At 44.2% G+C, this 26,177-nt stretch carries 18 protein-coding genes; 11 read left to right on the top strand and 7 right to left on the bottom strand.

Going from position 1 to position 26,177, the window contains the following annotated elements:
* Window positions 1-169: 169 nt before the first annotated feature.
* The gene (gene rapA, locus RGE70_RS15715) at window positions 170-3,076 is read right to left on the bottom strand and encodes an RNA polymerase-associated protein RapA (protein ID WP_310472381.1); all 2,907 of its coding nucleotides are present in this window, start codon (window positions 3,074-3,076) and stop codon (window positions 170-172) included.
* 564 nt (window positions 3,077-3,640) lie between these two features.
* Between rapA and RGE70_RS15710 the strand changes: the two genes are divergently transcribed.
* The 3 genes from RGE70_RS15710 to RGE70_RS15700 all read left to right on the top strand — a co-directional run bounded on the left by RGE70_RS15710 (window position 3,641) and on the right by RGE70_RS15700 (window position 10,493).
* Window positions 3,641-7,345, top strand: a complete 3,705-nt coding sequence (locus RGE70_RS15710; RefSeq protein WP_310472380.1) for a response regulator — start codon at window positions 3,641-3,643, stop codon at window positions 7,343-7,345.
* 140 nt (window positions 7,346-7,485) lie between these two features.
* Window positions 7,486-9,888 carry a zinc-dependent metalloprotease gene (locus tag RGE70_RS15705; protein ID WP_310472379.1) on the top strand — a complete coding sequence of 801 codons (2,403 nt, stop codon included), beginning with the start codon at window positions 7,486-7,488 and terminating at the stop codon, window positions 9,886-9,888.
* Window positions 9,889-10,181: 293 nt separating this feature from the next.
* Window positions 10,182-10,493 carry a hypothetical protein gene (locus RGE70_RS15700; RefSeq protein ID WP_310472378.1) on the top strand — a complete coding sequence of 104 codons (312 nt, stop codon included), beginning with the start codon at window positions 10,182-10,184 and terminating at the stop codon, window positions 10,491-10,493.
* 68 nt (window positions 10,494-10,561) lie between these two features.
* Here RGE70_RS15700 and RGE70_RS15695 read toward each other — a convergent pair whose 3' ends face one another.
* On the bottom strand, window positions 10,562-10,912 hold the full coding sequence (locus RGE70_RS15695; RefSeq protein ID WP_310472377.1) for a DUF6677 family protein: 351 nt from the start codon (window positions 10,910-10,912) through the stop codon (window positions 10,562-10,564).
* Window positions 10,913-11,059: 147 nt separating this feature from the next.
* Here RGE70_RS15695 and RGE70_RS15690 point away from each other — a divergent pair, with 147 nt between their 5' ends.
* Window positions 11,060-12,397, top strand: coding sequence for a glycosyltransferase family 4 protein (locus tag RGE70_RS15690; protein ID WP_310472376.1), 1,338 nt, complete (start codon window positions 11,060-11,062; stop codon window positions 12,395-12,397).
* A 76-nt stretch (window positions 12,398-12,473) separates the two neighbouring features.
* Here RGE70_RS15690 and RGE70_RS15685 read toward each other — a convergent pair whose 3' ends face one another.
* From RGE70_RS15685 to RGE70_RS15675, 3 genes are all read right to left on the bottom strand, one after another.
* On the bottom strand, window positions 12,474-12,842 hold the full coding sequence (locus tag RGE70_RS15685) for a hypothetical protein (protein WP_310472375.1): 369 nt from the start codon (window positions 12,840-12,842) through the stop codon (window positions 12,474-12,476).
* Window positions 12,843-12,980: 138 nt separating this feature from the next.
* Complete coding sequence (locus RGE70_RS15680; protein WP_310472374.1) at window positions 12,981-13,637, bottom strand: Qnr family pentapeptide repeat protein; 657 nt, start codon at window positions 13,635-13,637, stop codon at window positions 12,981-12,983.
* A 9-nt stretch (window positions 13,638-13,646) separates the two neighbouring features.
* On the bottom strand, window positions 13,647-14,999 hold the full coding sequence (locus RGE70_RS15675; RefSeq protein ID WP_310472373.1) for an MATE family efflux transporter: 1,353 nt from the start codon (window positions 14,997-14,999) through the stop codon (window positions 13,647-13,649).
* A gap of 246 nt (window positions 15,000-15,245) precedes the next feature.
* Here RGE70_RS15675 and RGE70_RS15670 point away from each other — a divergent pair, with 246 nt between their 5' ends.
* The 3 genes from RGE70_RS15670 to RGE70_RS15660 all read left to right on the top strand — a co-directional run bounded on the left by RGE70_RS15670 (window position 15,246) and on the right by RGE70_RS15660 (window position 18,815).
* The gene (locus RGE70_RS15670; RefSeq protein ID WP_202286561.1) at window positions 15,246-15,536 is read left to right on the top strand and encodes a co-chaperone GroES; all 291 of its coding nucleotides are present in this window, start codon (window positions 15,246-15,248) and stop codon (window positions 15,534-15,536) included.
* A gap of 93 nt (window positions 15,537-15,629) precedes the next feature.
* Window positions 15,630-17,285 (top strand): chaperonin GroEL, encoded by a 1,656-nt coding sequence (gene groL / locus RGE70_RS15665; protein WP_310472372.1) that lies wholly within the window; start codon window positions 15,630-15,632, stop codon window positions 17,283-17,285.
* A gap of 636 nt (window positions 17,286-17,921) precedes the next feature.
* Complete coding sequence (locus RGE70_RS15660; protein ID WP_310472371.1) at window positions 17,922-18,815, top strand: DnaJ C-terminal domain-containing protein; 894 nt, start codon at window positions 17,922-17,924, stop codon at window positions 18,813-18,815.
* A gap of 144 nt (window positions 18,816-18,959) precedes the next feature.
* Here RGE70_RS15660 and RGE70_RS15655 read toward each other — a convergent pair whose 3' ends face one another.
* Complete coding sequence (locus RGE70_RS15655; RefSeq protein WP_310472370.1) at window positions 18,960-19,466, bottom strand: type II secretion system protein; 507 nt, start codon at window positions 19,464-19,466, stop codon at window positions 18,960-18,962.
* 337 nt (window positions 19,467-19,803) lie between these two features.
* Here RGE70_RS15655 and RGE70_RS15650 point away from each other — a divergent pair, with 337 nt between their 5' ends.
* Entirely contained in the window at window positions 19,804-20,475 is a 672-nt protein-coding gene (locus RGE70_RS15650; RefSeq protein WP_310472369.1) for a hypothetical protein, read from the top strand.
* Between the two features lie 94 nt (window positions 20,476-20,569).
* Here the strand turns inward: RGE70_RS15650 and RGE70_RS15645 are convergent, their stop codons facing one another.
* Complete coding sequence (locus tag RGE70_RS15645) at window positions 20,570-21,079, bottom strand: helix-turn-helix transcriptional regulator (protein WP_310472368.1); 510 nt, start codon at window positions 21,077-21,079, stop codon at window positions 20,570-20,572.
* Between the two features lie 491 nt (window positions 21,080-21,570).
* On the opposite strand from RGE70_RS15645, the gene RGE70_RS15640 reads away from it, so the two are divergent.
* The 3 genes from RGE70_RS15640 to RGE70_RS15630 all read left to right on the top strand — a co-directional run bounded on the left by RGE70_RS15640 (window position 21,571) and on the right by RGE70_RS15630 (window position 26,107).
* The gene (locus RGE70_RS15640; protein WP_310472367.1) at window positions 21,571-23,625 is read left to right on the top strand and encodes a hypothetical protein; all 2,055 of its coding nucleotides are present in this window, start codon (window positions 21,571-21,573) and stop codon (window positions 23,623-23,625) included.
* A gap of 471 nt (window positions 23,626-24,096) precedes the next feature.
* Entirely contained in the window at window positions 24,097-25,263 is a 1,167-nt protein-coding gene (locus RGE70_RS15635) for a BamA/TamA family outer membrane protein (RefSeq protein WP_310472366.1), read from the top strand.
* Window positions 25,250-26,107: a hypothetical protein gene (locus tag RGE70_RS15630; RefSeq protein ID WP_310472365.1), complete on the top strand. Its 858-nt coding sequence runs from the start codon at window positions 25,250-25,252 to the stop codon at window positions 26,105-26,107. Before RGE70_RS15635 ends, RGE70_RS15630 begins: the two co-directional genes overlap by 14 nt.
* Window positions 26,108-26,177 lie beyond the last annotated feature (70 nt).

Raw genomic sequence — 26,177 nt, 5'->3', positions numbered from 1 at the left:
GTGCTGAACAACACCACAATTGATAACTTAGTACATAGTACATGATTACTACAGTATAAAACTAACCCGACTATGGTGTTGCCCTAACAGTGTCGCGATGAGCATGCCGTAAATACAAAAAAGCCCTGCTGATTAAGCAGGGCTATCTATTTTTGTATGGCGTTTCTATTTATGCGTGGCTAACTAACACCAAGCGTACAGAATCGAGCTGTAATAAGCTGCCATCTAGGTAACGGTTAAGCTCGCTCATTTGGTCGCTTAAGTGGGTCAGCTCTTCTTCACGAATGTTAGGGTTAACCGCTTTTAGTGATTTTAGTCGTTCAAGCTCACCTGATAATTGCTGGGTCATTTTTGCTCGTGCGCTTTCAGTCAGTAATTTAAGCTCTTCGTTAGCAAAGGCTTCGCCTTTGGCAAATAACGGATGCAAAACAGCTTGTGACGCTGCAACTAACTTACTTGCTATGTGACGGTTTACCGCGCTTAACTGTCTGTCAAAGCTTTCGTAAGTTACGTTTTCAGACAGGTTGTTCCCATTCTTGTCGAGCAAGATCCGCACCGGTGTTGGTGGCAGGTATCGGTATAGCTGGCTCGATTTTGGTGCCGACGCATCAGCCATGTAAATTAGCTCTAAGAAAATCGTCCCTGCGGGTAACGCTTTATTCTTCAGAACTGCAACGCTGGTGGTGCCGGTTTCTGAAGAGGTGATTAAGTCTAAGCCGGTTTGAACTAATGGATGTTCCTGAGTAATTAACGCAATATCGTCGCGCGACAATGCTACGTCACGGTCGAAGGTTACTGTAATACCGTCTTCCGGTAGCCCAGGGTAAGTCGGGAACATCATGTGTTCAGTTGGGCGCAGTACAATGGCGTTCTCGCCGCTGTCTTCTTGCTCAACACCTATAATATCCCACAAGCGAATAACCGAGCCAATTAAGTGCGTGTCTTCATCGCGGGCAGCAAGGCTGGCCACTAATTTATTGGCACGTTCACCACCATGAGAGTTAATCTCAAGTAGTTTATCGCGGCCTTGCTCCATCGCCTCTTTAAGCTCTTGGTAACGTGTTTTCGTGTTTTCAAGAAGTGTTTCAAGCGCAGTTGCATCGGTATCGACTAAGACTTCAAGCAGCTCAGCTGAAAATTCATTAAATAGAATGTGGCCACTCGGACAGGTGCATTCAAAGGCATTAAGTCCTTGATGGTACCACTGCATTAAGCGTTCTTGAGCAGTATTTGCAAGGTATGGAAGGTGGATTTCCACGTCATTTTTCTGGCCAATACGGTCTAGACGACCAATACGTTGCTCAAGTAAGTCAGGGTTTAGCGGTAAATCAAATAGCACTAAATTGCTAGCAAACTGGAAGTTACGACCTTCAGAGCCGATTTCGCTACAGATCAATGCCTGGGCACCACCGGTTTCTTGTGCAAAGTAGGCGCCCGCTTTATCGCGTTCGATAATCGACATGCCTTCGTGGAATACCGTCGCTTGAATACCTTCTCGGGTACGCAAGGCTTCTTCTAAGCTCAACGCGGTTTCGGCTTGGCTGGCAATAATTAGCACTTTTTTGCTGCGATTTGTCTTGAGGAAGTCAATCAACCAATCAACTCGTGGATCAAACTTCCACCAACTGGCGCTGCCACTGTCAAAATCTTGGTAGATTTTTTCAGGGCTCAAAACTTGTCTCACTTTTGCGTTAGTGTCTAAGTGCTTGTTCATCATTGCGCTAACACGTGAAGCGGTAACATACTGCTCCGGCATTGTTTGCGGGTGAACGTGTAAATTACGGGTCGGGAACCCTTTTACCGAGGCGCGACTGTTACGGTAAAGCACGCGGCCTGTACCGTGACGGTCGAGTAATTCTTGTAATAGCTCATCACGAGCTTGATGGCGGCTGTCATCGGCTGCGTTAGTGTCTTGTATTAGGCTGATACTGCTACTGATATCTTTTTCAGATAACAGTTCAGTTAGGCTGGTTATCGACTCATCTGACAGCGACTCGCCACTGGCTAGCGCATCTGCAGCAATCGCAACATCTTTATAGCTTTCTTCTTCTTTTAAGAAAGAGGGGTAATCATAAAAACGATCGGGATCGAGCAAGCGCAGGCGCGCAAAGTGGCTTTGGTGGCCTAATTGATCCGGTGTTGCCGTTAGTAATAGTACGCCAGGTACGACTTCACTTAATGCTTCAACCACTTTATAGGCACGGCTTGGTGCGTCTTCTGACCACTCAAGATGATGCGCTTCATCTACAACCATTAGGTCCCAGTCGGCATCTAACGCTTGTTCTAAACGTTTTTTCTTGCGTAAAAGTTCTAGTGAACAAATGACTAATTGCTCAGTGTAGAAAGGGTTATCGTTGTCGGCATAAGCCTCAACGCAACGGTCTTCATCAAACACTGAAAAACGCAAATTAAAGCGGCGAAGCATTTCAACTAACCACTGATGACGAAGCGTGTCAGGCACAATGACTAAAATACGTTCTGCGCGGCCAGTCAACAATTGTTGATGAATAATTAAACCCGCTTCAATGGTTTTACCTAAGCCAACTTCATCGGCTAATAATACACGGGGGGCAAAACGCTGGCCGACTTCGTGAGCTATCCATTGTTGATGTGGGATCAATCCAACCCGAGGTCCTTGTAAGCCCAATAGGTCAGAGGTGGCTAGTTTGTTTCTCAATAATTGAGATTTATAGCGCACTCCAAAACGGTCCATGCGATCAATTTGACCAGCAAAAAGGCGATCTTGTGGCTTATTAAAGCGAATGTTGTGATTCAGCAGGGTTTCTCGCAAGCTGACTTGCTCGCCAGTGGTGTTATGAGTGCCGTGGTAAATTATAAGGTTATCTTTTTCTTCTACCTCGGTGACGGTAAGGCTCCAATCGTCGTGGCTCTCTACTTTATCGCCAGGGTTGAAGATAACACGTGTTAGTGGGGCTTCTGAACGTGAAAAAAGTCTATTTTCGCCAGTTGCTGAAAAAAGTACTGTGACCATACGGCCTTCCATACCCACAACGGTACCCAAACCTAATTCTGATTCGGTATCACTTATCCAACGTTGACCTAAGGAAAACGGCATTTAAAAACTCTCATTTACAGGGTGAATCACAAGGGGCGCGTATGTTATACCAATCCCACACATTTTGACATTGTACCCACTAATATTAGCTTAATTCTGTTGGTAATAGTCCATAATCTAGCCAGTTTTGGCTGAGTATTTTTCTACACTGGTCACTCAATCGCACTACAGTACTAATATTGTTGCTTTTATGCGGCAAAGCCTACCAAAGCGAATTGGTATGTAAGCTTGCATAGCTGATATGAGTTAAAGGTCAGAGCGTGGGTATGTGCAGTAGATTGGCGTTTAAAGCCCCCAATTTTGGCAGGCAATTAGCCAAATTTTTTTGCCATAAAAAACGCCAACACCTCAGCATTTGATGAATTTTAAGTGAGAACAAATATAAACTTTAATAAGTTGAATATTTTCAGCTGTTTTGTCAGCTTAATCGCTATGTTTTAGGCTAATATTGAGTATTCCAATAAGCTATCTTCCTGATACTATTGGTCGCATGCCAAGATAAATTTTTTTAGGTATTGGCACTAACGATTATGCATTTCGAATAAGTATTACCAAGGGTTGTAAATGAAACCGACTGATCCGGCTCCTCAGCTAAAGTCACCGATACAAAAAAATTATAGTAAAGCTGTTTTTTACACATACATTGGGGTCATTATTATGGCCCTTGCCACCGCTTGGATTATTTACGAGCGCCAAAAAACGCAAGTGGTAGAACAGCGAGAAGATTTAGTTGAACGTCATGTACTTCAAATCGATCTGCTGCTTGAGTCGAGCATTCGAGCCGTTAAAAGTTTACGCAATGTGGCTATTGACCACCTAAAGCTGGGCGAATTAGTACGTAAAGACCGTTTACCTCAATATGAAAAGTTTAACGAAAGTGGCCAGTATTTCACGCTAGAACCTAACTATGTGCAAAGTGGTGAGCCTTTTACCAACATGGGGCGTATCACCGGTGCGGGTTCTCTTGATGGGCGTAGCGACAAGTTTTATCAAGAGCTTGAAATGCTGTTTGAGCTGTCATTGTCATTTCCAGTAGCGACTCAAGCTGCGCCAAAAGCATCTTCAATTTATTACATCTCGAAACGTCGAATTATGTCTTACTACCCGTGGCCGTCGGACGAGCAACGTTTTCGCGATGAATTGCTTAATAAAAAGCAATTTCAGTTGGTCACTCCAGCAATGAACCCGCAGCGCAGTATTGCCTGGAGCCCAGCATATGTGGAACCAACAGAGCATGGCTTGCTGACCACTCTTGGTGTGCCCATTTATCTTCAAGACGAGTTTATTGGCTCAATCAATCTTGATATGACCCTGTCGTCATTAGCTCGTCAGATCCGGCTCTACTTTAAAATGCCTGGTACGGTAATTTTGCTGGATCAAGAAAACAATATTTTGTCTCACAGCGACATCGACACCCCTGAATTTAATCGGGTTTACCATATTAGCCAGAAGATCCCGTCAGAGCTGCACTCGATCGCCGAGTCAGAATTGTTTGACGCCCACGATGGAATTATTCGCAACGGTTATTACATTCACTCGGTCGCGCTCAACAATGCACCTTGGCGTTTGCTGTATTTGCAAGATGTTGATGATTTATTTCAAGAACCTTGGGAAAAACTAGAGCTGTCGTTTGTGCTGGTTGTGATAGCGCTATCGATTTTGGTCACACTGGTGCATTGGCAAACGCGTCGCTCATTCGTCAATCCCGCGACCCGCTTGCTAACACATCTAGAAGAGTGTTCGGCGGATCCGATTAAACCACCAGAGAAAATTACCGAAGGTTGGGGCCCTTGGTTTCAGCTGGTGAGTCGAATTTTTGAAGAAAATAAACAATATACCCGGCATTTAGCTGAGCAAAATCGGCGACTTGATAAGCTCGTTGCCCAGCGTACTGAGCGGCTTAAAGAGACTACAGAGCGCCGAGAACAAGAATATGCGTTATTGCGCTCATTGCTCGACTCGATCCCCGAAGCTATTGCATTTAAAGACAAAGAAGGGCGTTATCTTGGGTGTAATAAGTCCGCCGAACGCATGCTCGGTTACACTGAAAATGAGATCGTAGGCCAGTTTTCTGATGCGTTGATCCCTAAAGAGCAAGCTGATCGCATTCGCGCTGAAGACACTCGCGTACTGACCAGTCGTGAGCCCATACGCTATCAAGAAAAAGTCGAACTGGCGGGTAAGCAAGTGTTACTCGACACGCTTAAAATTCCATTCTATAACCGCCGCGATGAGCTGTTAGGTTTGATTGCTGTATGGCGCGATGTTACGCGGGAATACGAATCTGCCGAGCAGTTACGTTTGTCGGAAGAGCGTTACCATCTTGCTATGGACGCCGTAGAAGATGGTCTCTGGGATTGGTATTTAGATTCAGAACAAATTATTTGTAATCCTGCTTACTACTCAATGCTGGGCTATAAAAGTGATGAGTTTCCGGCATTAGTCTCAACAATTGATGAATTGGTACATCCGGATGACCGTATTCGAGTACAAGAATATCGTAATGAATACCTGAACGACCCAACAGGGGCGTTCGATATAGAATTTAGAATGTTGGCCAAAAATGGTGAATACCATTGGGTGTTATCTCGTGGGCGAGTGGTTGAGTTTACATCAACTAACCAACCTAAACGTATGGTCGGTACTCATAAAGATATCACTCGCCATAAACGTAACGAAGTTGCCATGCTCGAGGCTAAGCAAGATGCTGAAATGGCTAACCTATACAAGAGTGAATTCTTGGCGAACATGAGCCATGAAATCCGCACGCCAATGAATGCGATTATTGGTATGTTGCAGCTGGCGCAGCGCACATCGCTCACGGCACAACAAAAAGATTACCTCGAAAAAGCCGGTTTTTCTGCGCATTCATTACTGCGCATTATTAACGATATTCTCGATTTCTCTAAAATCGAGGCCGGCAAGTTGGAGCTTGAAAAAGTGGCGTTCCCGCTCGACCAAGTACTCGAACATGCGCTTGATATGAACGCGCTTAAAGCGCAAGAGCAGGGCGTAGAGCTACTGCTTTATGCGCCGGTTACTGCTGGGTTGATTTTAGAAGGCGACCCACTGCGTCTTGGGCAGGTACTCATTAACATGTTGTCTAACGCCGTTAAGTTTACCAAGTCGGGCGAGATTGAGCTCGGTTGTGAAGATGTCGGAGAGCGCGATCATCGTATTACGCTGAAATTCTGGGTGCGCGATACAGGTATAGGGATCAGCAAAGAACAGCAAGCGATCTTGTTTGACGCCTTTGCTCAAGCAGATGGCTCGACCACACGTAAATATGGTGGTACCGGGTTAGGGTTATCAATAAGCAAACACCTAGTGTCGATGATGGGTGGAACAATGCAGGTTGAAAGTGAAATAGGTGTCGGCAGCACCTTTAGCTTTACTATTAGTTTTGAAATTGCCGAAGAGGCCGAAGTGTTGCCGCTAGTGGTGCCTGAAACCTTAGGTAACTTAAAGACCTTGGTTATCGATGATAACCCCACAGCATTACAAATTTATTCTAGTGTCATGCGCGATTTTCACTTTTCGGTGGAAACGGCAGCCAGTGGGCCAGAAGGGTTATATAAGCTTAGCCAGAACCCCGTTGACCTTATCTTGCTTGATTGGATGATGCCAGAAATGGACGGTATAGAGGTGATTGCCAGAATTGACGCTATGGTGGCTGACGGCACGCTAGCTAAGCGTCCGGTGATTATCATGATGACCGCTTATGCCGCTGAACCAATGCATAAAAATATTGAGCAAGCTAATGTGCACGCTCTGTTGCAAAAGCCGTTTAAAGCGTCGTCATTGTTTGACGAAATCATCTCGGCGTTCTCCGATACGCCAAGTTTGGCTAAGCTCCCCGAAGAGAATGAAGCAGCCACTGAGGATATCGCCGGTTATGTGTTGTTAGTTGAGGATAATTTTATTAACCAGCAGGTGGCAACCGAACTACTTAAAAGCGCTGGTTATACTGTTGATGTGGCAGAAAATGGTCAAATTGCGCTCGACATGATTAACGCTAACCAATACGACGCTGTACTGATGGACATACAAATGCCAGTGATGGACGGACTGACCGCCACCAGAGAGTTGCGTAAGCAATACTCAGCAGAGGTGCTACCGGTTATTGCAATGACCGCGCATGCTATGTCGGGCGATAGAGAAAAGAGTTTATCTGCCGGAATGAATGCCCATATCACCAAACCTATTGTACTTAACGAGCTATTTGATACCTTGAGTCATTGGATTGGTGAATGTGGCCGTAAATCATAAGGTGCGGATCATCTTTGCTGACAGTTTATCGGGCGACGATTAAGTTAGCCTTGCTATAGTGCAAGCCTATTAATTAAGCTAATAACAATAAAGACGATTGTATTGCATCAATCGCGATTGATTAAGTTCAAGGAGAGAGCATGAAACCCCACAAGCTTGTGTTGGCACTTGCATTAGCCACAATGCCATTGACCGGTACTTATGCTGCTACCGACAGTGAAAGTATTATTAAAATTAGTCAAACAGCTGAAGGTTTCATTAATCTGTTTTACGCCGCTTCGTCGGGTGAATTGTATATTGAAGCCAACAAGCTCAATCAGCCGTTTCTATTATTAACCAGCTTGCCGCATGGCGTTGGGTCTAATGACATTGGGCTCGACCGAGGTCAGTTAGGCCAAACTCGAATGGTACAATTTGAGCGCCATGGTCCCCACCTTATTTTAAAGCAGCTTAATACTGACTTTCGCGCCAGTACCGACAACGCCGCCGAGCAAAGAGCTGTTAAAGAAGCCTTTGCTGAATCGGTCTTATGGCGCGGTAAAGTGCTCGATGGCAAACGCAATATTGTGGCCATTAACGAGCTGGTGGTGAACGACCTGCACGGCATTAGCCAAGTATTAGCCGAGACTGAACAAGGCGAATATAAGCTAGATAAAGAAAAATCGCTGATTTTACCTGAAGGGGTAAAGTCATTTGAACGTAATAGCGATGTAGATGTACTGCTAACCTTTAACGCTGCAACCGCAGGTGATTATGTCGCCCAAGTAACCCCAGATGCGCAGCATTTGTCTGTGCGCTTACGTTACTCTTTCATTGCGTTACCAGACACCCAATATCAAGCGCGCAGCTACCACCCAATGAGCGGTTACCTGTCTAATGAATACCTTGATTATGGCACCGCAGTTGACCAAGATATTCGCCAGCGTTTTTTACTTCGTCATCGCTTAGAAAAAACTACCCCCGGCGCGGCGCCGAGTCAGGTGGTTAAACCTATCACCTATTATTTAGATCCTGGCGTACCCGAACCTATCCGCTCAGCCTTGCTTGAGGGAGCAAGCTGGTGGGAAGAAGCCTTTAGCGCTGCAGGTTTTATTAATGGCTTTAAAGTGGAATTATTACCCGAAGACGCTGACCCACAAGATGTGCGTTACAACGTGATCCAATGGGTACATCGTGCCACAAGAGGCTGGTCTTATGGTGCGTCAGTTACCGACCCACGCTCAGGTGAAATCATTAAAGGGCACGTCACTTTAGGCAGCCAACGAGTTAGGCAAGATCATCTCATTGCACGTGGACTCACCGCGGGTTGGGAAGACCGAGCCGCTGCAGATGACGCTGCCATGGCATTGTCTCTTGCCAGAATAAGACAGCTTGCCGCGCACGAGGTTGGACATACTTTAGGGTTGGATCATAACTTTGCCGCGTCAAGTAACAACCATGCTTCGGTCATGGATTATCCGCATCCAATGGTAACCATAAATGGCAGTAATATTGATATTGCAGCGCCCTATAGCGAAGGTATTGGTGCCTGGGACAAATACACGGTTGCTTACGGTTACAGCCAGTTTTCAGCACAGGAACAAGAGTTAACCACCTTAGCCGATATGCGAACTGATGTGGCCCGTAAAGGGTTGAGATATATTGGAGAGGCAGATTCAAGGGGCGATAGCGCGAGTCATGCCTACGCCAGTTTATGGGATAACGGTAGTGATCCCGTCGCAGAGTTAACCCGCTTAAGTGCAGTACGCGCTAAAGCGATAAAAGACTTTAACGCCAATGCCCTGCTAGCTGAGCAGCCGCAAGGTGAGTTAAGTGACGCCTTTGTGCCTGTTTACCTACTCACTCGATTTCAAATCACTGCCGCCGCTAAGTTTATCGGTGGTACGGACTATTACTATGGTGACGGCGTTGAAGGCAAAACATGGCACTATCTGGCTCCTGCGTTGCAACAGCAAGCATTGCAAGCGTTATTGTTAACGTTAGCGCCCAGCGAGCTGGCTATTTCAGAGTCACTGCAAGAGAAGCTGGTGCCTAAGGCTGGTAATTATCAACCGACTCGCGAAAGTTTTCATTCCGGTGTTGGCGTGGTTGCCGACCCGCTCGCAATGGCTGAGGTATTAAGCCGTCATACGCTATCAACGATATTTGTGCCGCAGCGACTTAACCGCGTAAACCAAGCTTATTTGAACGATAAAGAGCAATGGTCGGTGGTTAATGTGACAGATAAAGTGCTTGCGAGTACCGTTTTTGCCGATATACCAACAGGCCCACAATTGGGCGTGTGGATGCGCGTTAACGCAGTCATGGTGGACGTGTTACTGCAAGCTTACCACCATCAAGGCACCAGCGCAGAAGTTAAAGCACAGCTAGCTGGGCGACTCGATTACACGGTTAAGCAGTTAAAGCGTAAAGCTAAACGAGCCAGTGCCTACGAGGCTGCACATTTTATATGGTTGCAACAAGGTATTGAAAAAGGGCTCGATAACCCCGAGCTGAAGTTAATAATAACTCCAGTGCCCATGCCGCCGGGATCACCGATTTAGTCAGTCATATTAAGTCGTAACAGCAAAGCGCTGGGGTAAACCTCAGCGCTTTTTTGTTATCGGTATAACGCTACCGTCATATTAATACCCATACAGTGGTAATTCATTTTATGTTTTAACAAAATTGAAATGCGCTAAACATAGCGGGTGATTGCGAAGTTTTGTGATGAGCTTTAAGGTTTTGTGGGTAAATTGTATCAAAATGCGTTAATTGTCGTTTTATTGTTTTCTGTTGTCGATATATGACATAGACTTATTGTTAATAAAATGGGCAAATAAGATTGGAGTCGTGTATGAAAGTATTAACCAGCGTAGCCTTGTCATTAGTTGTAAGTTTAGTTTCTGCATCAGCGATGGCTGAGCGTCCGGATTTTTCTAAAACCGCAGCCGCACGCGCCGATTATGATTTTTCACAAAATGTGGCCGCTGAGCCATCAAACAGTATTTCACGTAGTTCAAGTCGTCATGATTTTTCAAAAACGACAGCAGCACTGGTTGAATACAAGTTTTCGAACAACCCTACAGCAAAAGTACAACAAGCTATTAGACCTGCAACACAGCATGATTTTTCTAAAACGTTAGCGGCTAGTCAGTCTAGTTTTTAGCTGTTGAGCGTTTATCACAAAAAAGGGTTACTCATTGAGTAGCCCTTTTTTTGTTTATCGCTTTTCATTCAACCTTGTTTATGGTCTTGCTGTCGGCCAATGCGATAGGCATCTGCAACACCAATTCCCCAAGCCAAAATAAACGCAGCGCTGGCCACATTTATCCCCGTTGCCACATCGCCCACAGGCGCTTGTGTTATAGCACTTAAAATGGCGTTAAGTTGCAACGGGATTTCGCCATTGAGGATCTGTTCTGATATTAACTGCGCTCGAAAATATGCATGCCAAGTTAAATACGTTAGTGCCGCAATGGCAGTGACAAAAATTAGCTTGCCCACCGCTTGGCGTTTTAAATAAAAGTGGCCTGCACCAGGACAAACAATGGCGGATAACAAGGCGGCCTTTATGGCGATTTTCATACTGATATTATTTCCTGGCAATAGCGACGAGTGTTCTTGGGGAACGTTTAGCTCAACCCATTTTTTTACACTTTAACCGTGTTTATTGACTAATAGGTTCTATAGTTAAACTAAGGGTAATAACCTGATTTAACAAAAGGATTTGAAATGTCTAATCACATCATTTTTCAACTCGGCACCAACAATTGGCAACGCGAAGGCGAGTTTGCTCCCGGTTCTGGGATTTTACATGAATCCCATCATAATGTTTATAACGGCATGAAAGATACCGTTTGTTATTCGGTGTACCCATCATCACACCAAACGAGTCAGGATCCGCTAGTAACAATTTTAAAATTGGATCATGAAATTCCTATTTGTGAGTCTATCTCGCCGGTCAGCTCTTATCGATTTCACTCTATGACCGAAACTGTATTCAACGACTATATTGACTACTTAATGGCTGCAACCGAGCAGGCCATGCTGGCGGCTGAGGCACGAGAAGGCTCAACGATCAGCACCGTCATTGCGCACCATAGTTTTTTAAACCCGTTAATTATGACCCGCATCAAAAACAAGTGGCGAACACAAGGCAGAGCTGTATTTAAACTAGTGTGCTTTGTACACGGTACGGCGTTAAAGATGTTTGCCCATGAAAAAGAGGGGGTAGACCCAGCGTATCCATTACGTTTTTTGAGCTTTATGCAGCGCGAGGGGGTGTTTGGCCCAAATAGCCAAGTGGATCTGTGTGCTGCGATATCAAATGAGCAGCGCGAAAAGTTTATCGAGATCTATGACCAGTACCCCCAAAATAAATTGGTGATCTCTCCCAACGGATACTCTAGTGAGGTGTTTAAACCAACGCCAGAATTACAGCGTGAGCGTTCGGCTTTTTTATCTACGCTTAAAGCGACTGACATCGTCAGTCAAACCACCGTCGGAGCAATCAATACAATGGCCGACAAAGTGGTGATATTTTGTGGCAAATTCGCCGATTGGAAGCGGCTCGACATTGTACTTCGTGCCGCAAAAAAATATGAGCAGGAGTTTAATGTCGCAACGTTAATTATGGGCTCAGGCCCCAAAGACGCAATCGCCTTTTACCATAAAATGGCCTATGACGAGTTAGAGCTAAAGCAAACCTATTTTTTAGGGCCGCTACCACAACCATTAATTGCAGCCGTTAACACCGTTGCTGATATTGGCGTTTATCCATCAAGAAACGAGCCTTTTGGTTTAGTGTTGATAGAGTGTTTAGGATGCGGCACACCCGTTATTGGGGTGAACTCTGGCGGCCCCAGAGACTTTGTTACGCCAGCAGTTGGGAGCCTTATTCCTGAATGCGAAGGTGAAGCTCTAGTTGACGCCTTATATGGCGAGATTAAAACAGCGTTCACAGAAGATTGGAAAAGCAGCAAAGGGCAAGTTGCCTACGATTATGCCGCGTCAAACTTTAGTATTGCTAGCCAGTGCGAAAACTTACTTAAAGACATTGCAAAATGTTAGTACGTATAAACCGCTAGCAGAACAGTCAGTTCTAAGCGGCGATATTGTGACTCATAACCCATGGGCTTGGTATGGGTTATTCAAGGTCAATGCGCCGTAGGGCTTGTTGCAGCAAAAGCACTTTTTGTTGCAGCTTGCGCTGATGTTCATCTTGCTGGCGATATGCTTCAAGCTGGCTTTTTGTCCCCAACAACTCCTGCATTAACCAGCCCCGAACCATAACGTAATAACGTGAGTCGCGACCATATTGACTGATGATAGTAATAGAGCTGGTTTGCGGGTTTGTTATCGCCTTATCAAGTTGTTGAACCATTACAGCTATGGCATGTTCTTGTGACTCTCTGGGCGGGTTGTGGTTTGAAGTGCATGCCAACAGGCTGCCACAAAGTAGGCCGCTACATAATATATGCGTAAGCGATGGGCGGGTAAATACAGGTGGTGTCATCAAAATTCACGCTAGTGTGGTGTAGGCAAATATGAACAGCATTGTTGCGCTTATTTGCTAAGTTTAGGCTGCGCTAGAGCGGTCGGTTAACCGCTCCAGAGTATTTCATGGCGAATAAATACGCCAACAGCGTTAGGGTTAATCTGGAGTGACAATTAACCCTAAAGGGGCTAATAACTGCTCTTGTTGCCACTGGTTAATGAATACACCCTGTAGTGACACTCGACGTGGGTCTAACCCATCAAGCTCGCAGCGAGTTAGGTTACTTCCGGTTAACGTAAAAGTGCCCCATTGCTCTGCTGAAAACTCACCACCACTTAAGTCTGACCCATTTAGTGATGCACCTGATAAATTCGCACCACGCCAGCGGTTATCAAACAATTCACACTCTTCAAGCAATACGCCATGTAAATCTGCATAAACTAAGTTACAAGCGGTAATGTAAGCAGAACAAAAATAGCTTTTAGCGGTAATATAATTGGCAAAACTGGTGCGGCCAAAATCGCAACCTTGTAGGTTACATTCGCGCATTTCAATGCCAAAGCAGCGCGCGCCATTAAACAAGCTCATACTTAAATTACAGTGCTTAAAGCTTGCACTGTTTAAAGTGGCAAAACTAAAATCACAACCTTCATCTTCACCGATAACAATAAACTTGCAATGCAAAAAAATGGCATCGGTTAAATCACAATGGTTAAACCTGCAGCGCTGAAATTCACAATGCTCAAACTTAGCTCCTTGTAAATCTTGTTGGGTGAAATCTTCATCTATGAAAACTTTTTTAAGCACCTGCATTGGTTGTTCCTAATTGTGTTGAGGTATGTGAAGGGGCTCTGAAATTTGGCGAGCTACGATATAGCAAACAGCGCCCATAATGGCGTTTGTAATTGGCAGCGCGATTAACAGACCTTTTATACCGCCATAATATGCACCAATAGCCGCCAATGGCAGCATCAGTAAAAATAGCCGGCAAATATTGAGCAATAAAGAATACATCGGTCGATGGTAGGCATTTAGTGAAGTGCCTACCAAAATAATAACGCCCAATGGACCATAAGCTGCAGGCATAATCATAATGTAAAAACTTAGCCATTCAATTACGGTAGGATCTTGGCTAAAAATTCTAGCAATGGGTTCTGCAAGTAATATTAGTGGTAAATACATGGCCATTTGAAACACAAATATAAACTTAATTGACAGCATTAGCGCGCCTTGTGCTCGCTGATGTTGGCCAGCGCCGAGGTTTTGCGCTACAAAAGGCATAAGGCTTGACGACAGCCCCGTAACCACCATCAACAATATCGACTCTAGCCGAGTTCCGGCACCAAAAGCCGCCACGGCCGCTTGGTCCATACGCGCTAGCATTCCCATGAGAATAGCGTTGGTCACAGGGTTTAATAAATTCATCAGTGCGGCGGGTTGAGCAATCCGTGCGAGTTGCTGCCAATTGTATTTAATCCGTTGCATATCTACATCCGGAAAATCAACAACCTTACTTTTAAAAACTAACAGATTAATCGCAAATACGAGGCCAACCATCCAAGATGCCACCGTGGCAATAGCCGCCCCCTGGATCTCCATGCGTGGGAAAGGCCCAATACCAAATATGAGTAGTGGATCTAATACGAAGTTGATAATAGACGAATACAACATGATTTTTGCGGGCGACTTAGTATCGCCGGTGGCTCTTAGTGCTTGATTGCCCACCATAAGTAACGTTAGCATCGGTGCGCCTAAAAACCACACTAACATATAGTTTTTTATTAACGGTAAACTCGAATCATTAGCGCCAAGTAAACTAAATATGGGCTCAACAAGAATACTGCCAAATGTTGAAATAAGAGTGGTTAACAAAAAAGTTAGCAGCAAAGCATCGTGCAAAAACACTTTAGCCTTATCGGGTTGACCACTGCCAATTAGTCGACCTAAATAGGTCGATACGCCCGCACCAATACCAATACACAGGCTGACAATAATTAAGGCCACTGGAAAGGTAAAGCTAATTGCTGCTAATGATTCAGTACCTAATTGGCTGATAAAAAATGTGTCGACAATGCCAAACCCAAGAATAGTCAGCGCACCAATCAGGTTAGGAAGTGTCATTTTTAGCAGTACACGACCGATTGGCTGGGTCAGCAGCCCGTGTCTGTCATTCATGAGGATGTGTGGCCTAGTCTATGCTTTGACGCAGGATTCTAGCAGGCTTAATTCTATTTATATAAAATGTAGGTAAAAAAAATAGCATTTATTTTATAAATGGGACTTGGAACTACACATCTTAACCCCCATATCTCGAACATAAAGCGGCATTTTGTTTAAGCTAAGGCTCAAACCGTCTAAGTCGTTAAATCTTTAATAACCAGCAAAAAACGCTGGAGACTAAAACAATAGGAGCATCCATCGATGAATATTCGCCCATTACATGATCGTGTCATAGTTAAACGTTCAGAAGTTGAATCAAAGTCAGCTGGTGGCATCGTGCTAACAGGTAGTGCAGCAGAGCAATCTACTCGCGGTGAAGTGTTGGCTGTTGGTAATGGACGCATTCTTGAAAACGGTAGCGTTATGGCGCTAGACGTTAAAGTTGGCGACATCGTGATCTTCAACGAAGGTTACGGCGTGAAAAAAGAAAAGATTGATGGTGAAGAAGTCCTGATCTTATCTGAATCAGACTTAATGGCAGTTGTAGGCTAACCCTACACGCAGCAATAGTCCCGACCATAATCACCGGTAACCCAAGGCCATAGCCACGTTGCCGGACCTATAAGAATTTAAAGGATAATCAACATGTCAGCTAAAGAAGTATTATTTGGAAATGATGCACGTTTAAAAATGCTAAACGGTGTCAACATTCTTGCAAACGCAGTAAAAGTAACTTTAGGCCCAAAAGGTCGTAACGTTGTTCTAGACAAAAGCTTTGGCGCACCGCTAATCACTAAAGATGGTGTGTCAGTAGCCAAAGAAATCGAACTTGAAGATAAGTTCGAAAACATGGGCGCGCAAATGGTGAAAGAAGTTGCTTCTAAAGCCAACGACGCTGCCGGTGACGGTACCACTACAGCAACAGTTCTTGCACAGTCAATTGTGACAGAAGGCCTAAAAGCCGTTGCTGCCGGTATGAACCCAATGGATCTTAAGCGCGGTATCGACAAAGCAGTAATCGCAGCTGTTGCTGAGCTAAAGACTCTTTCACAAGAATGTAGCGACACCAAAGCAATTGCTCAAGTGGGCACCATCTCTGCTAACTCTGACGAATCTATCGGCGACATCATCGCAACAGCGATGGATCGTGTAGGTAAAGAAGGCGTTATCACCGTAGAAGAAGGCCAAGCCCTTGAAAACGAACTAGACGTTGTTGAAGGTATGCAGTTTGACCGCGGTTACCTATCACCATACTTCATCAACAAGCCAGAAACCGGCAGTGTTGAACTAGAAGCACCGTTCATTTTGTTGGTTGATAAAAAAGTATCAAACATCCGTGAATTGCTGCCAATTCTTGAAGGTCTAGCTAAAACCGGTAAGCCATTGCTTATCGTAGCAGAAGACGTTGAAGGCGAAGCGCTAGCGACATTAGTTGTAAACAACATGCGCGGCATTGTTAAAGTTGCAGCAGTTAAAGCCCCAGGTTTTGGCGACCGTCGTAAAGCGATGCTACAAGATATCGCTATCTTAACGGGTGGTACTGTAATTGCTGAAGAAATTGGTCTAGAGCTTGAAAAAGCGACTCTAGAAGATCTAGGTACAGCTAAGCGCGTGATCATCACTAAAGACGATACCACTATTATCGACGGTACAGGTGAAGAGACACAAATCAAAGCACGTGTTGCACAAATTAAAATCCAAGCTGAAGAATCTACTTCAGACTACGATAAAGAAAAACTTCAAGAGCGTATGGCTAAACTTGCAGGCGGCGTAGCTGTTATTAAAGTTGGCGCAGCAACAGAAGTTGAAATGAAAGAGAAGAAAGCCCGCGTAGAAGATGCTCTTCACGCGACTCGCGCTGCAGTTGAAGAAGGCGTGGTTGCCGGTGGTGGTGTTGCACTTGTACGTGTAGCAAGCAAAATCGGTGAAGTTGCTGTAATCAACGAAGACCAAAAACACGGCGTTATCATTGCACTACGTGCAATGGAAGCACCACTTCGCCAAATCGCGGCTAACGCCGGTGAAGAAGGTTCAGTTGTGGCTAACAACGTTAAAAACGGTACAGGTAACTACGGTTACAACGCCGGTAACGACACATACGGTGACATGCTAGAAATGGGTATTCTTGACCCAACCAAAGTAACCCGTAGCGCGCTACAGTACGCTTCTTCAATCGCAGGTCTTATGATCACCACCGAAGCTATGGTCGGCGAAATTCCACAAGAAGCAGCCGGTGCACCTGATATGGGTGGTATGGGCGGTATGGGTGGAATGGGCGGTATGGGCGGCATGGGCATGTAATTTACTGGTTTAAATTGATTCTTACTGCGTTGCCATTCGCTCGCGTAAGAAAAACTACGCGTCGCTCAAGGCGCCTTGTCATAATCAATTTATCCTGCGTAAATACTTTGCTGGTCTGAAGCCTTAAAGCTTAAAACCAAATAAAGAAAGCCGATACTTAACAGTATCGGTTTTTTTGTGTTTAGAGTTTGCTATGGAGTTGTACTTCAGGGTGATCTTTAAACGCGCGGCGCAAAAAAACGCGACATTCTGTTCTTACTTGAGTCCTGCTGCATGGTTGAATAACGGCTAGAGCCCCCAAAAAAGTAAGTTATCCATGCCACGAGTCGTGCAAGAGGTTAGTGGACTAAAACCTAATCAAGCCCTCTAATTTAGCCGCAGGGATAATCATTGCTAGGCGGAGGCTGTTGGTTAGAGGCTTTTAATTGTGCAGGTTGAGGCCGCCTGCCTGTAAATATCTTTAATAGAATACTGCAGATGACGAGTTTAAATTATCAAATAGCATTACAATAGGTACACAAGACAAGATTGGACTAAATAGTCACTTATGCTCATAAACACATAAGCTTGTTATTTTTTAGGGGGCAGATACAATTCATGACCCTTTTTTGAGTGATACATTAGTGAGGGTTTAGCGTGTCTAAACAAGATTATTACAGCGTGCTGGGTGTTTCAAAGACCTCCTCAAATCAAGAGATTAAAAAAGCCTATAAAAAATTGGCGATGAAGTACCATCCGGATAAAAATCCGGGTGATAGCGCGGCAGAAACCAAGTTTAAAAATGCCAAAGAAGCCTATGAAGTGTTGACCGATGCTGACAAACGTCAACAATATGATGATTTTGGTCATGATGCGTTTTCCAATGGCGGGCAAGATAGGCAGCGCTACAGTCATGGCGGCTTTGACGACATATTTGGTGGCGGCTTTGGTCAGCGTGGCTTTGGTGGCAGCGATTTCGAAAGTATGTTTTCGCAAGCTAGGGGCGGACGTAGTCGCGCTCAAAAAGGGCAAGATAAAGACTTTGCGTTCACGGTCGACTTTGTTGATGCGGTGCAGGGCGCTGAAAAGGTCGTTGAGTTGCCAATTAATGGCACAACGAAAAAAATTAAGGTTAAGATCCCCGCGGGGATCAAAGACGGCGAGAAAATTCGCTTTAGCGGTAAAGGTGGTGCGGGCGTAAATGGCGGCCCAGCAGGCGATCTACTGTTGACGATTGCTACCCGCAGGCATGAGAACCTCGAACGCGAAGAAAACGATCTAATTTACACTGCCGTAGTTGATATGGCGTCAGCTGCATTAGGTAGCGAAATTGAAGTTAATGTGCTGGAGATGCGCTTTAAGCTTAAAGTACCAGCGGGTACCCAACCTGGACGTAAGTTTAAAATTAAGGGCAAAGGGGTAACCGACCGTAAAGGTGTAACTGGTGATTTGTTTGTTCAAATCAAAGTCGACATTCCAACGGGATTAACTGAAGCTGAGCGCGCATTGCTAGAACAGTTTAAAGCGTTAAGAGACGAAGCTACACTTTAACCTGTGTTGTGTCGGCGACTAGCTTAGTTAGAACTGCTAGAGTTGACTCGTCAACGCCGCGATTGCTTAGCTGATCATTAAAGCCTTAGCGACTTAATTAATAAGTGCTAAGGCTTTTTAATGGGTGTTTGTTGCTGGAAGTTGTTAGCAGCCGTCTAAGTCATATTCTATCACCGGCGGTTCATTGGGGTTTTGTGGCTCTGAATAGCGGATCTCGCAGTCATTAACTGAGTAGTCGGCTTCTGGCCTTATTCTCAAGCCTTTACGACCAGCAATGTCGTAGGTGGTGATTTCAAAATCGACACCGTCAACAATATTAACAGCGCGAGCAATACCCGCTAAAGTATGGCGCGGGTAGCCGTAAGCAAGCCTAATTTGCGCGCCTTCTACCACCATAATGTTGCTATTACCTGCAGGTGCCGTGGCGTCGCATTCAGCTCTTATCATACAGGCGGAGTGCACTAACTCTTTGGCACTGCCAATGGCGCCTGAAACGCCTTGCATGCTGGCACTGTATGCGTCGGCTTTAAGTGATAAAAACTTAGGGGCGGCAACAACGGCAAGTATGCCTAATATGATTATTACCACTACGAGCTCGATTAATGTGAATCCGTGAGCATGTCTTGTTGGCACTACGGCTGCTAACGTCATCGAAATTACCTCCTTTAATCACGACTACATCTTACTGAACACCAAGTTCACTAGTAAATGTATCACACAGTGACGCATGTTGGTTTATTGTTGGCTCTAGCTGTATTTGGGTAACAAAACAAAGTGTTATTGACTAAGCGTAGTAGCCCGTTGATGAAGTTGATTGCAGTACTATGCCTAAAATTGAATTTTTGCCTATGTTACGCCGCATTGAAAGTGTTGCGAGGGCGCTCGCAAACTTGCGTTTACAGTAGGTGTATAGCTGTTTAGTTTATGCTAATCCTGTAACATGTTGCCTCTTTTTTTGATGAGCAATATTTGCGTAAGGTAAGGGTGTATGCAAGATCGTGGGTTACTAGAGTACCTTAAGTGGCTATTTTTTAAAGACAGGGCCGTCAGTCTTAGAGTGTTTAATATTGTTGTCACAGGGGTACTGATGTGGGGATACCTGTGCGTATACTTAACGCTAAATTATCTGCCTCAGTTTAGTTTTGCTAGTGAGCAAGTATTGTGGGTTATTGGGGCATACCTGTTGACGACTATTGTTGGTTTTTGGCTAGCATATAAGTCCGATAAGCCGTTATTCAGCTTTATTGGCTACAGTGCTATGAATATTGGTACCGCCCTGTTTTTTAGTTACTTTTTACCAGAGCATGGTATTGAAATTATATCGCAATTAATTAAATTTGTAGCGGTAGTTACGGTATTGATGATGTCGGTTTCTATTTGCTTTGCACGAGTATTTGACTCGCTAACAGCGATGCTACTGCTAGTGTTAGCGTGTTTAGCGGTGACTGAATTCGGCTGGTTTATGTTAAGTGGTGAGTTTAAGCCGTTGGTACACTGGATTGGAATATATTTATTTTGTGCTTTTGTTGGGTTTCAGTGGAAAGAATATAACGGCAAGTATGAAACATTGGATAAGGCCATCGATTTTGGTAGTGGTTTGTATATCGATATTGTTGGTGCAATTATCAGTACATTGGCACAGTTAAATGCAAGGCGTTAGTCTTTTTTTGTTATGCCTTTCTTATACTTGAGCACTGGCTTAGAAAGGCATTCACCAAACTTTAGTATGGTAGTTATTCTCATCACTAACAACGCTATATTAATTTAATTTGATGCGCGATATGTATTAAGTGCGAAGTGTTTTTAGCATCTAGCGTCACCTTGGCTTTTTCTATATGGTAATCGACGCCTCGAGCGGACATGTAATGAATATCTGATAGTTCCTTGCGAGAATACCCTTCAGCAAGGTGCTTAATAATCGATACTGTTGATGGTTTGAGGATGCTGTAATCTTCAAATGGCCCCGTTAATAAGCTTTCTGACGCAATGTGTGAACCAAGCATTTGAATATGGGTCATCTTATTGTTGAGTAATTGGGTGCGCTCAGCATCCGTTAATGGGCAATCTAAACGATAAAAAAAGCTATAAAACCCTTTCAGGTAATCAAAGTTAGGTAACGAAAACGAGACCGAAATTTGTTTACAATAACCTAGCTCATTGAGTAATTCAGATTTCATTTTTTGTTGTCTTAAACTGACATCAGATAACCAAATATGAATAACGCTTTGAGTAGATTTAATTAAATCGGGGTCTAATTTTGTCATACAACTCCGGCTGCGAGCAAACAGCACTCCCACTTGTGTAGAGCTAAAAAGCATAGACTTTCTACGCTTAAAAGAACTCAGCCAATTCCTTCCAAGCCAGGTTGTTGGTTGCTCGAACTCTAGACCAAAGGCACAATCTGAGGCGCCTAGAGTCTTATTTAGTTCATTGAGTTCATCGCGGCAATATTTAAATTGATCTAATAGTTGCTTATCCATAATACCTTTAGTTTAAAGCCTGTTTATATACTGCATAGATTTTCAAGATTGAATTCTAAATCAACAGCTAATTTACTATGAAATTCGATTGTGTTTGCATAAAACTTGTAAAGTTGCGGAGTAGGTTCGTTCTGGCATTAAAGTTGGGATGTTAACCACAATTAGGTAGATTAGAGATTAAGGTGTGTGTTTTTGTGAAGCAATGTGTTCGAGTTGATATTTTATGATGTGGTAGGAATAAACAACATAACAATAGCAACAGCAAGGATTATGTGATGAACATAAATAAAACACTTTTAGCTATAGCGATGTCAGCTTTGGTGCTAACAGGGTGTGGAAGCGACAGCGATTCGTCTGCAGTCACTCCCACGCCAGAGCCTGAGGTCACTCAACCTGCCACCGGTACCGGGGCGTTTGAACACGTTTGGGGGCCAGATGTAAACTGGCAAATTGAAAATACGTTTTATGCCTATATTGATGAAGTTGAGCGTGAAGACATGCTCAGACAGTTCCAAGGTACTGGCGTTCCGGATAATGGCTTTAAGATTGTTCCGGCGGATCTTCGTGAACGCAAAATAGCCTCTTTAGCTGCGGGTGATGGCAAATACATTCAGAGCGAGGTCTATAACGACAATCAAATCACCTTTTCTGATGTACTGCTTTACTTGAGTGATACCGTTAATGGTTTTGATGTTGCCTATAACTTTGACGAAACATTGAACGCTTACCAGTGGAAAGTCACTTGGGATGCAGACGGTGACGGTACTAACGAATACGAAAGCGATCCTGATTGGTATGCAACTTACATGATTGATTTTGGTGAGTTCCGCCGCGAGAAGTTTTACGACGCACAAGGTGAAGCTTTATACCTTCGTCTTGAAGATGTGTTAGTCGAAAATAACTCTGGCGTATTGTTCAAGTCATTTAGCCCTGCAATGACAGAGCGTCGGGAGCAAATACAATTAGACCAAGCTGAGCGTCGCCGTAATTCAAAGCCAACTTTTTACTCTGAAGATACTGAGGTCATTGTTGTCCCTTCGGTGATGCTGATCCCGATTGAGGAATTTGGTGTTGCAGGTGGGACGCCTGTGTTTTTGAACAATGTTGAAGCTCGCTCTCACAACCTGCGCCCAGATATTTACCGCAAAGACAAAGCGATTACGATGGCTGATGTACTGTTGAGTATTAATGAGCAAGGTCTAGCGCAAGTCGGCTTCTCTTTCTGGGGTAAGTTAGAATCGGGTGTTGAGCTTAACCATTTCGTGATTAACGAAATCAATGGTAAGCGTAAAGGTGGTGCTCATGGTTACGTGATCAACACTGGTGTTAGCTGGGCATTGAATGATTTTAATGCTAAATATTTAGTGCCTGGTTTAGTGGGGCATGTTGATATCTCGGAATCTTACTGTGACCATAACGGCACAAGTAATTACCAAGATCCAACTGATACATCTACAGATTACCCTGATGGCCTGATCGATGCTGAACCTTTTGCTGCATACAAAGAGATTGATTGTGATCCTGCTAAAACAGATGTTGAAGATTGGTTTGTCGACCAAGAATTCCATTTATTTAGTGATGTTTGGTTGATGAACAATCCTGGCGATACACTGACCGTGGTTAACTTCCACATGTACGATTATTACCCAGTGATTGAGTCAAAACGTGTCGCAGGTGATGGCAAATGGCCTGAGTATGATGCACGTAATGCTAAGTACCCGCTAGATGATGAACATTTTGGCTGGGGAATTGCTAACTGTGGTAACTGTCACTCATTAAGTGGGATTCACTCCGAAGGTGACATAGCACCTGACTTAGGTGTAAATCCAAAGCTCGTTGATATTTATGATACCGGTAAGATCCAGTCTCATCCGGTAGATGACCCATCAGAGTTAGTCATTGCACCATACCAATGTGCAGAGTGTCATGGCTCAAATGGTGCTCCTAGCGGTCATGGTGAGTTTGCTCGTTGTTACTGGTGTCACTCAGAAGATTTTATACCTGAAAATCATGGTTCAGTGTCAAAATACATCACTAAAGGTGAATCTGGCTTCGTCGGGGGGAATGACCCAGAGCTTTATAACCGTGCTTACGAGTCTATTGCCGTTAACTCTGCCGATAAAGAAGGTGTTACCGCACTAGAAGCTGAACTTCAAGAGTGGGCGCCACACGTTAAATTAGATGTATTGGCAGAAAATGAAAATGTTAACTGGGAAGGATATTGGGGAATGTACCCAGATGACATGAAGATCCGTACCAATAACGATTGGATGACTGATCCTGCATATCCTGACCCATATGCTTGTGTGACTTGTCACTACGAAGAATAATTTGTTATTAGCGTTAGTTACTTGATTAAAAGGGCCTCATTAAAAGAGGCTCTTTTTTTGATTCATTTCTATGCATTACTGTGAACGGTGTGACTTAGGTTAATATCGACTGTAATCTTATTAATTCACTTCAATTACTTTGTATTTCGGCGGTGCGACTTATTGTGACTACATGTCTATTTAGTCGGTGGGGGGCTTGTTATAGGCTCAATCGGATGGCTTTACTCTGTGAACACCTGCTTAGCAAATAATTGACTCTTGCTTAAGTAATTGAACTTAGCAGCGGTAATTGACTAATACCTAAGCTAAAAAATCATTGTTGAATTATTTTGGGGTGCTAAAATGCGCAGCTCAAATAGGTAAACTATATTGGGCGAGTCGTCGAGATAAATCACAAGCTTGATATTTTTCACCTCGCTCTTCCTGTTATACCGCGCCTTTTTAAGCTATTTATTATCGATTAGAGTATTTATGAAACGGATCTTCTTACTGAGTTTGTACGCTATTTCTAATGTTGCCGTTGCGGTAGACCCTTTGTATGAAACCCCTGAAAACATGGAGCCGACATGGGTCGATAACATCTTGTCTGTTTTTGGTGCTGATGGTGGATTTGACGAAACAAAGCCTATCGATATGAGCTATTTACCTACGGCATATTACACGCCAGAAAAAAAATTCGGTGTCGGTTTATTAATGGTTGGGCTGTATAAAACAGACGACGCATCCGTCGCCGAACAGCCGTCATCATTAGTACTAAACTCGTTTGTATCAATGAATAATTCATACGGCGTTGCCGTTGAAAACATGACTTTTTTCAATGAGGGTAAACAACGTTTATTACTCGATTTAGAGCTGCATAACGAGGCGGCGGTTTATTATGGTCAAGGCATTGAACAAGGGAATTTAGACACCAACCACCATGAGTTTGAAGAGCAGCTGTATAGCTTCAAACCCCGATGGATGACTGAGGTGGCCAGCAACTATTTTATTGGCGTTGGCGCTGACTTTATTTATGCCAGTGCCGACAAGCTTGAATTAGTTAGCACTGAAACCCCTGTCGATGCGACGGACATACTGCCTAACAATTTCAGCTCGGGTGTGGTGCTGACCAGTATTTATGATTCACGCGATTACCGTTTAAATGCAACTAAAGGCTGGCTGCTTCAAATCGATGCTGGCCTTTATCACAACAACGAGTCGGCTTCGTTTTCAACTTACGATATTGAACTGGCAAACTATATTGATTTAAGTGCGACTAAGTTACTGAGCTCTGCACCGGGGTTGATTGCTTGGCAATTACAGGGGCACTTTACCGAGGGTGATGTGCCGTGGAACTTATTGCCTGATCTAGGTGGTTCTAATGCAATGCGCGGGCTGATAAAGGGCCGTTATCGTGACGAGCAAATGATGATGGGGCAGGTTGAGTATCGTCTACCTGTATTTCAGCGCTATGGCATGGTGTTTTGGAGCTCTGTGGGTAGTGTTGCACCTAAAGTTAACCAGCTAACCGACGATTTATTAACTGCTTACGGTGCAGGTTTCCGCTTTAAAGTTAAAGACAATATCAACTTACGTCTCGATATCGGCGTGGGCGAAAATGAAACTAACTTTTACCTTAATGTAAATGAAGTTTTTTAAGCTCAATAAGGGGAGACGCTGTGAGTATACTGGCAAGTCAGTGGTGACGGCTACCTCTTGTGCCAATATCCAAGTTGGCCGTAGCTGGTTACGTACAAATTTGGCTGTGATTACGGCCGTGATGTTGGCGGTAATTGGTCACGGCGCGGTTGGCAGTCAACAAGTCTTTGCCAATGAAACAGCGCTTACCGCTATGCCTCCAGTGTTTGTGGAGTGTACTCGCACTGCTAATTATAACATTTACCTCAGTGGCTTACATACTGGCACTATGGCCAGAACCGAGGATTGGCGGGGGAGTTCTGCGGTGATCACCACTCACAGCGAAGCCAGTATTTTAGGAATAGGAACCGAATATTTTCAGCAGGCGAAATTGTATTGGTCAACGGATGAAGGGGAGTGGTTAACTGATAAGTTTCATCAAATCGTTAGCGGATTTCGCTCCAGAAACATGCAAGTCTCGTTTAGTGCTAATGGCCGAGCGTCGCATGTTGATATCGACGGCGATGTTGCTCGCTATACCTCTACTGACATTGCGCTGCGTGATGTTGATACTTTAGCGGTGCAAATTCGGCAATATTTGCTGCAAGGGCGTCAGCAATTTGCTTTGCACCGTCAAGCATCAGATGGCATTGAGCCTTATCAATATCATGTAAAACCGCCACAAACTGTAAAAATAGAGCCTTGGGGCGAGCTAAATGTGATTCCGGTTAAGCAGACGGGCGCAGAAGAAGTAACATATTACTACGCTCCGAGTATGGGGTTTCAGTTAGTTAAAGCTCGCTATCACGGCTTTATTCTTCGAGGGTTAGTTGAGCTAAGCGATTACAATTCATCGTGTGACTAGCCGCTATTGATTAGCGCTCAGTAAAAATAAATTCACCATCAATAGTGCTGTACTATTGATGGCGATATTA

It is taken from the genome of Shewanella youngdeokensis, assembly GCF_033180165.1.
In the GTDB taxonomy this organism is placed as follows: Bacteria; Pseudomonadota; Gammaproteobacteria; order Enterobacterales; family Shewanellaceae; genus Shewanella; species Shewanella youngdeokensis.
This window is presented reverse-complemented; position numbering and strand designations above follow the sequence as displayed.

Coding starts and splice junctions, on each gene's coding strand:
- rapA (WP_310472381.1), bottom strand. CDS start 3,076: ATGCCGTTTTCCTTAGGTCAACGTTGGATAAGTGATACCGAATCAGAA.
- RGE70_RS15710 (WP_310472380.1), top strand. CDS start 3,641: ATGAAACCGACTGATCCGGCTCCTCAGCTAAAGTCACCGATACAAAAA.
- RGE70_RS15705 (WP_310472379.1), top strand. CDS start 7,486: ATGAAACCCCACAAGCTTGTGTTGGCACTTGCATTAGCCACAATGCCA.
- RGE70_RS15700 (WP_310472378.1), top strand. CDS start 10,182: ATGAAAGTATTAACCAGCGTAGCCTTGTCATTAGTTGTAAGTTTAGTT.
- RGE70_RS15695 (WP_310472377.1), bottom strand. CDS start 10,912: ATGAAAATCGCCATAAAGGCCGCCTTGTTATCCGCCATTGTTTGTCCT.
- RGE70_RS15690 (WP_310472376.1), top strand. CDS start 11,060: ATGTCTAATCACATCATTTTTCAACTCGGCACCAACAATTGGCAACGC.
- RGE70_RS15685 (WP_310472375.1), bottom strand. CDS start 12,842: ATGACACCACCTGTATTTACCCGCCCATCGCTTACGCATATATTATGT.
- RGE70_RS15680 (WP_310472374.1), bottom strand. CDS start 13,637: ATGCAGGTGCTTAAAAAAGTTTTCATAGATGAAGATTTCACCCAACAA.
- RGE70_RS15675 (WP_310472373.1), bottom strand. CDS start 14,999: ATGAATGACAGACACGGGCTGCTGACCCAGCCAATCGGTCGTGTACTG.
- RGE70_RS15670 (WP_202286561.1), top strand. CDS start 15,246: ATGAATATTCGCCCATTACATGATCGTGTCATAGTTAAACGTTCAGAA.
- groL (WP_310472372.1), top strand. CDS start 15,630: ATGTCAGCTAAAGAAGTATTATTTGGAAATGATGCACGTTTAAAAATG.
- RGE70_RS15655 (WP_310472370.1), bottom strand. CDS start 19,466: ATGACGTTAGCAGCCGTAGTGCCAACAAGACATGCTCACGGATTCACA.
- RGE70_RS15650 (WP_310472369.1), top strand. CDS start 19,804: ATGCAAGATCGTGGGTTACTAGAGTACCTTAAGTGGCTATTTTTTAAA.
- RGE70_RS15645 (WP_310472368.1), bottom strand. CDS start 21,079: ATGACAAAATTAGACCCCGATTTAATTAAATCTACTCAAAGCGTTATT.
- RGE70_RS15640 (WP_310472367.1), top strand. CDS start 21,571: ATGAACATAAATAAAACACTTTTAGCTATAGCGATGTCAGCTTTGGTG.
- RGE70_RS15635 (WP_310472366.1), top strand. CDS start 24,097: ATGAAACGGATCTTCTTACTGAGTTTGTACGCTATTTCTAATGTTGCC.
- RGE70_RS15630 (WP_310472365.1), top strand. CDS start 25,250: ATGAAGTTTTTTAAGCTCAATAAGGGGAGACGCTGTGAGTATACTGGC.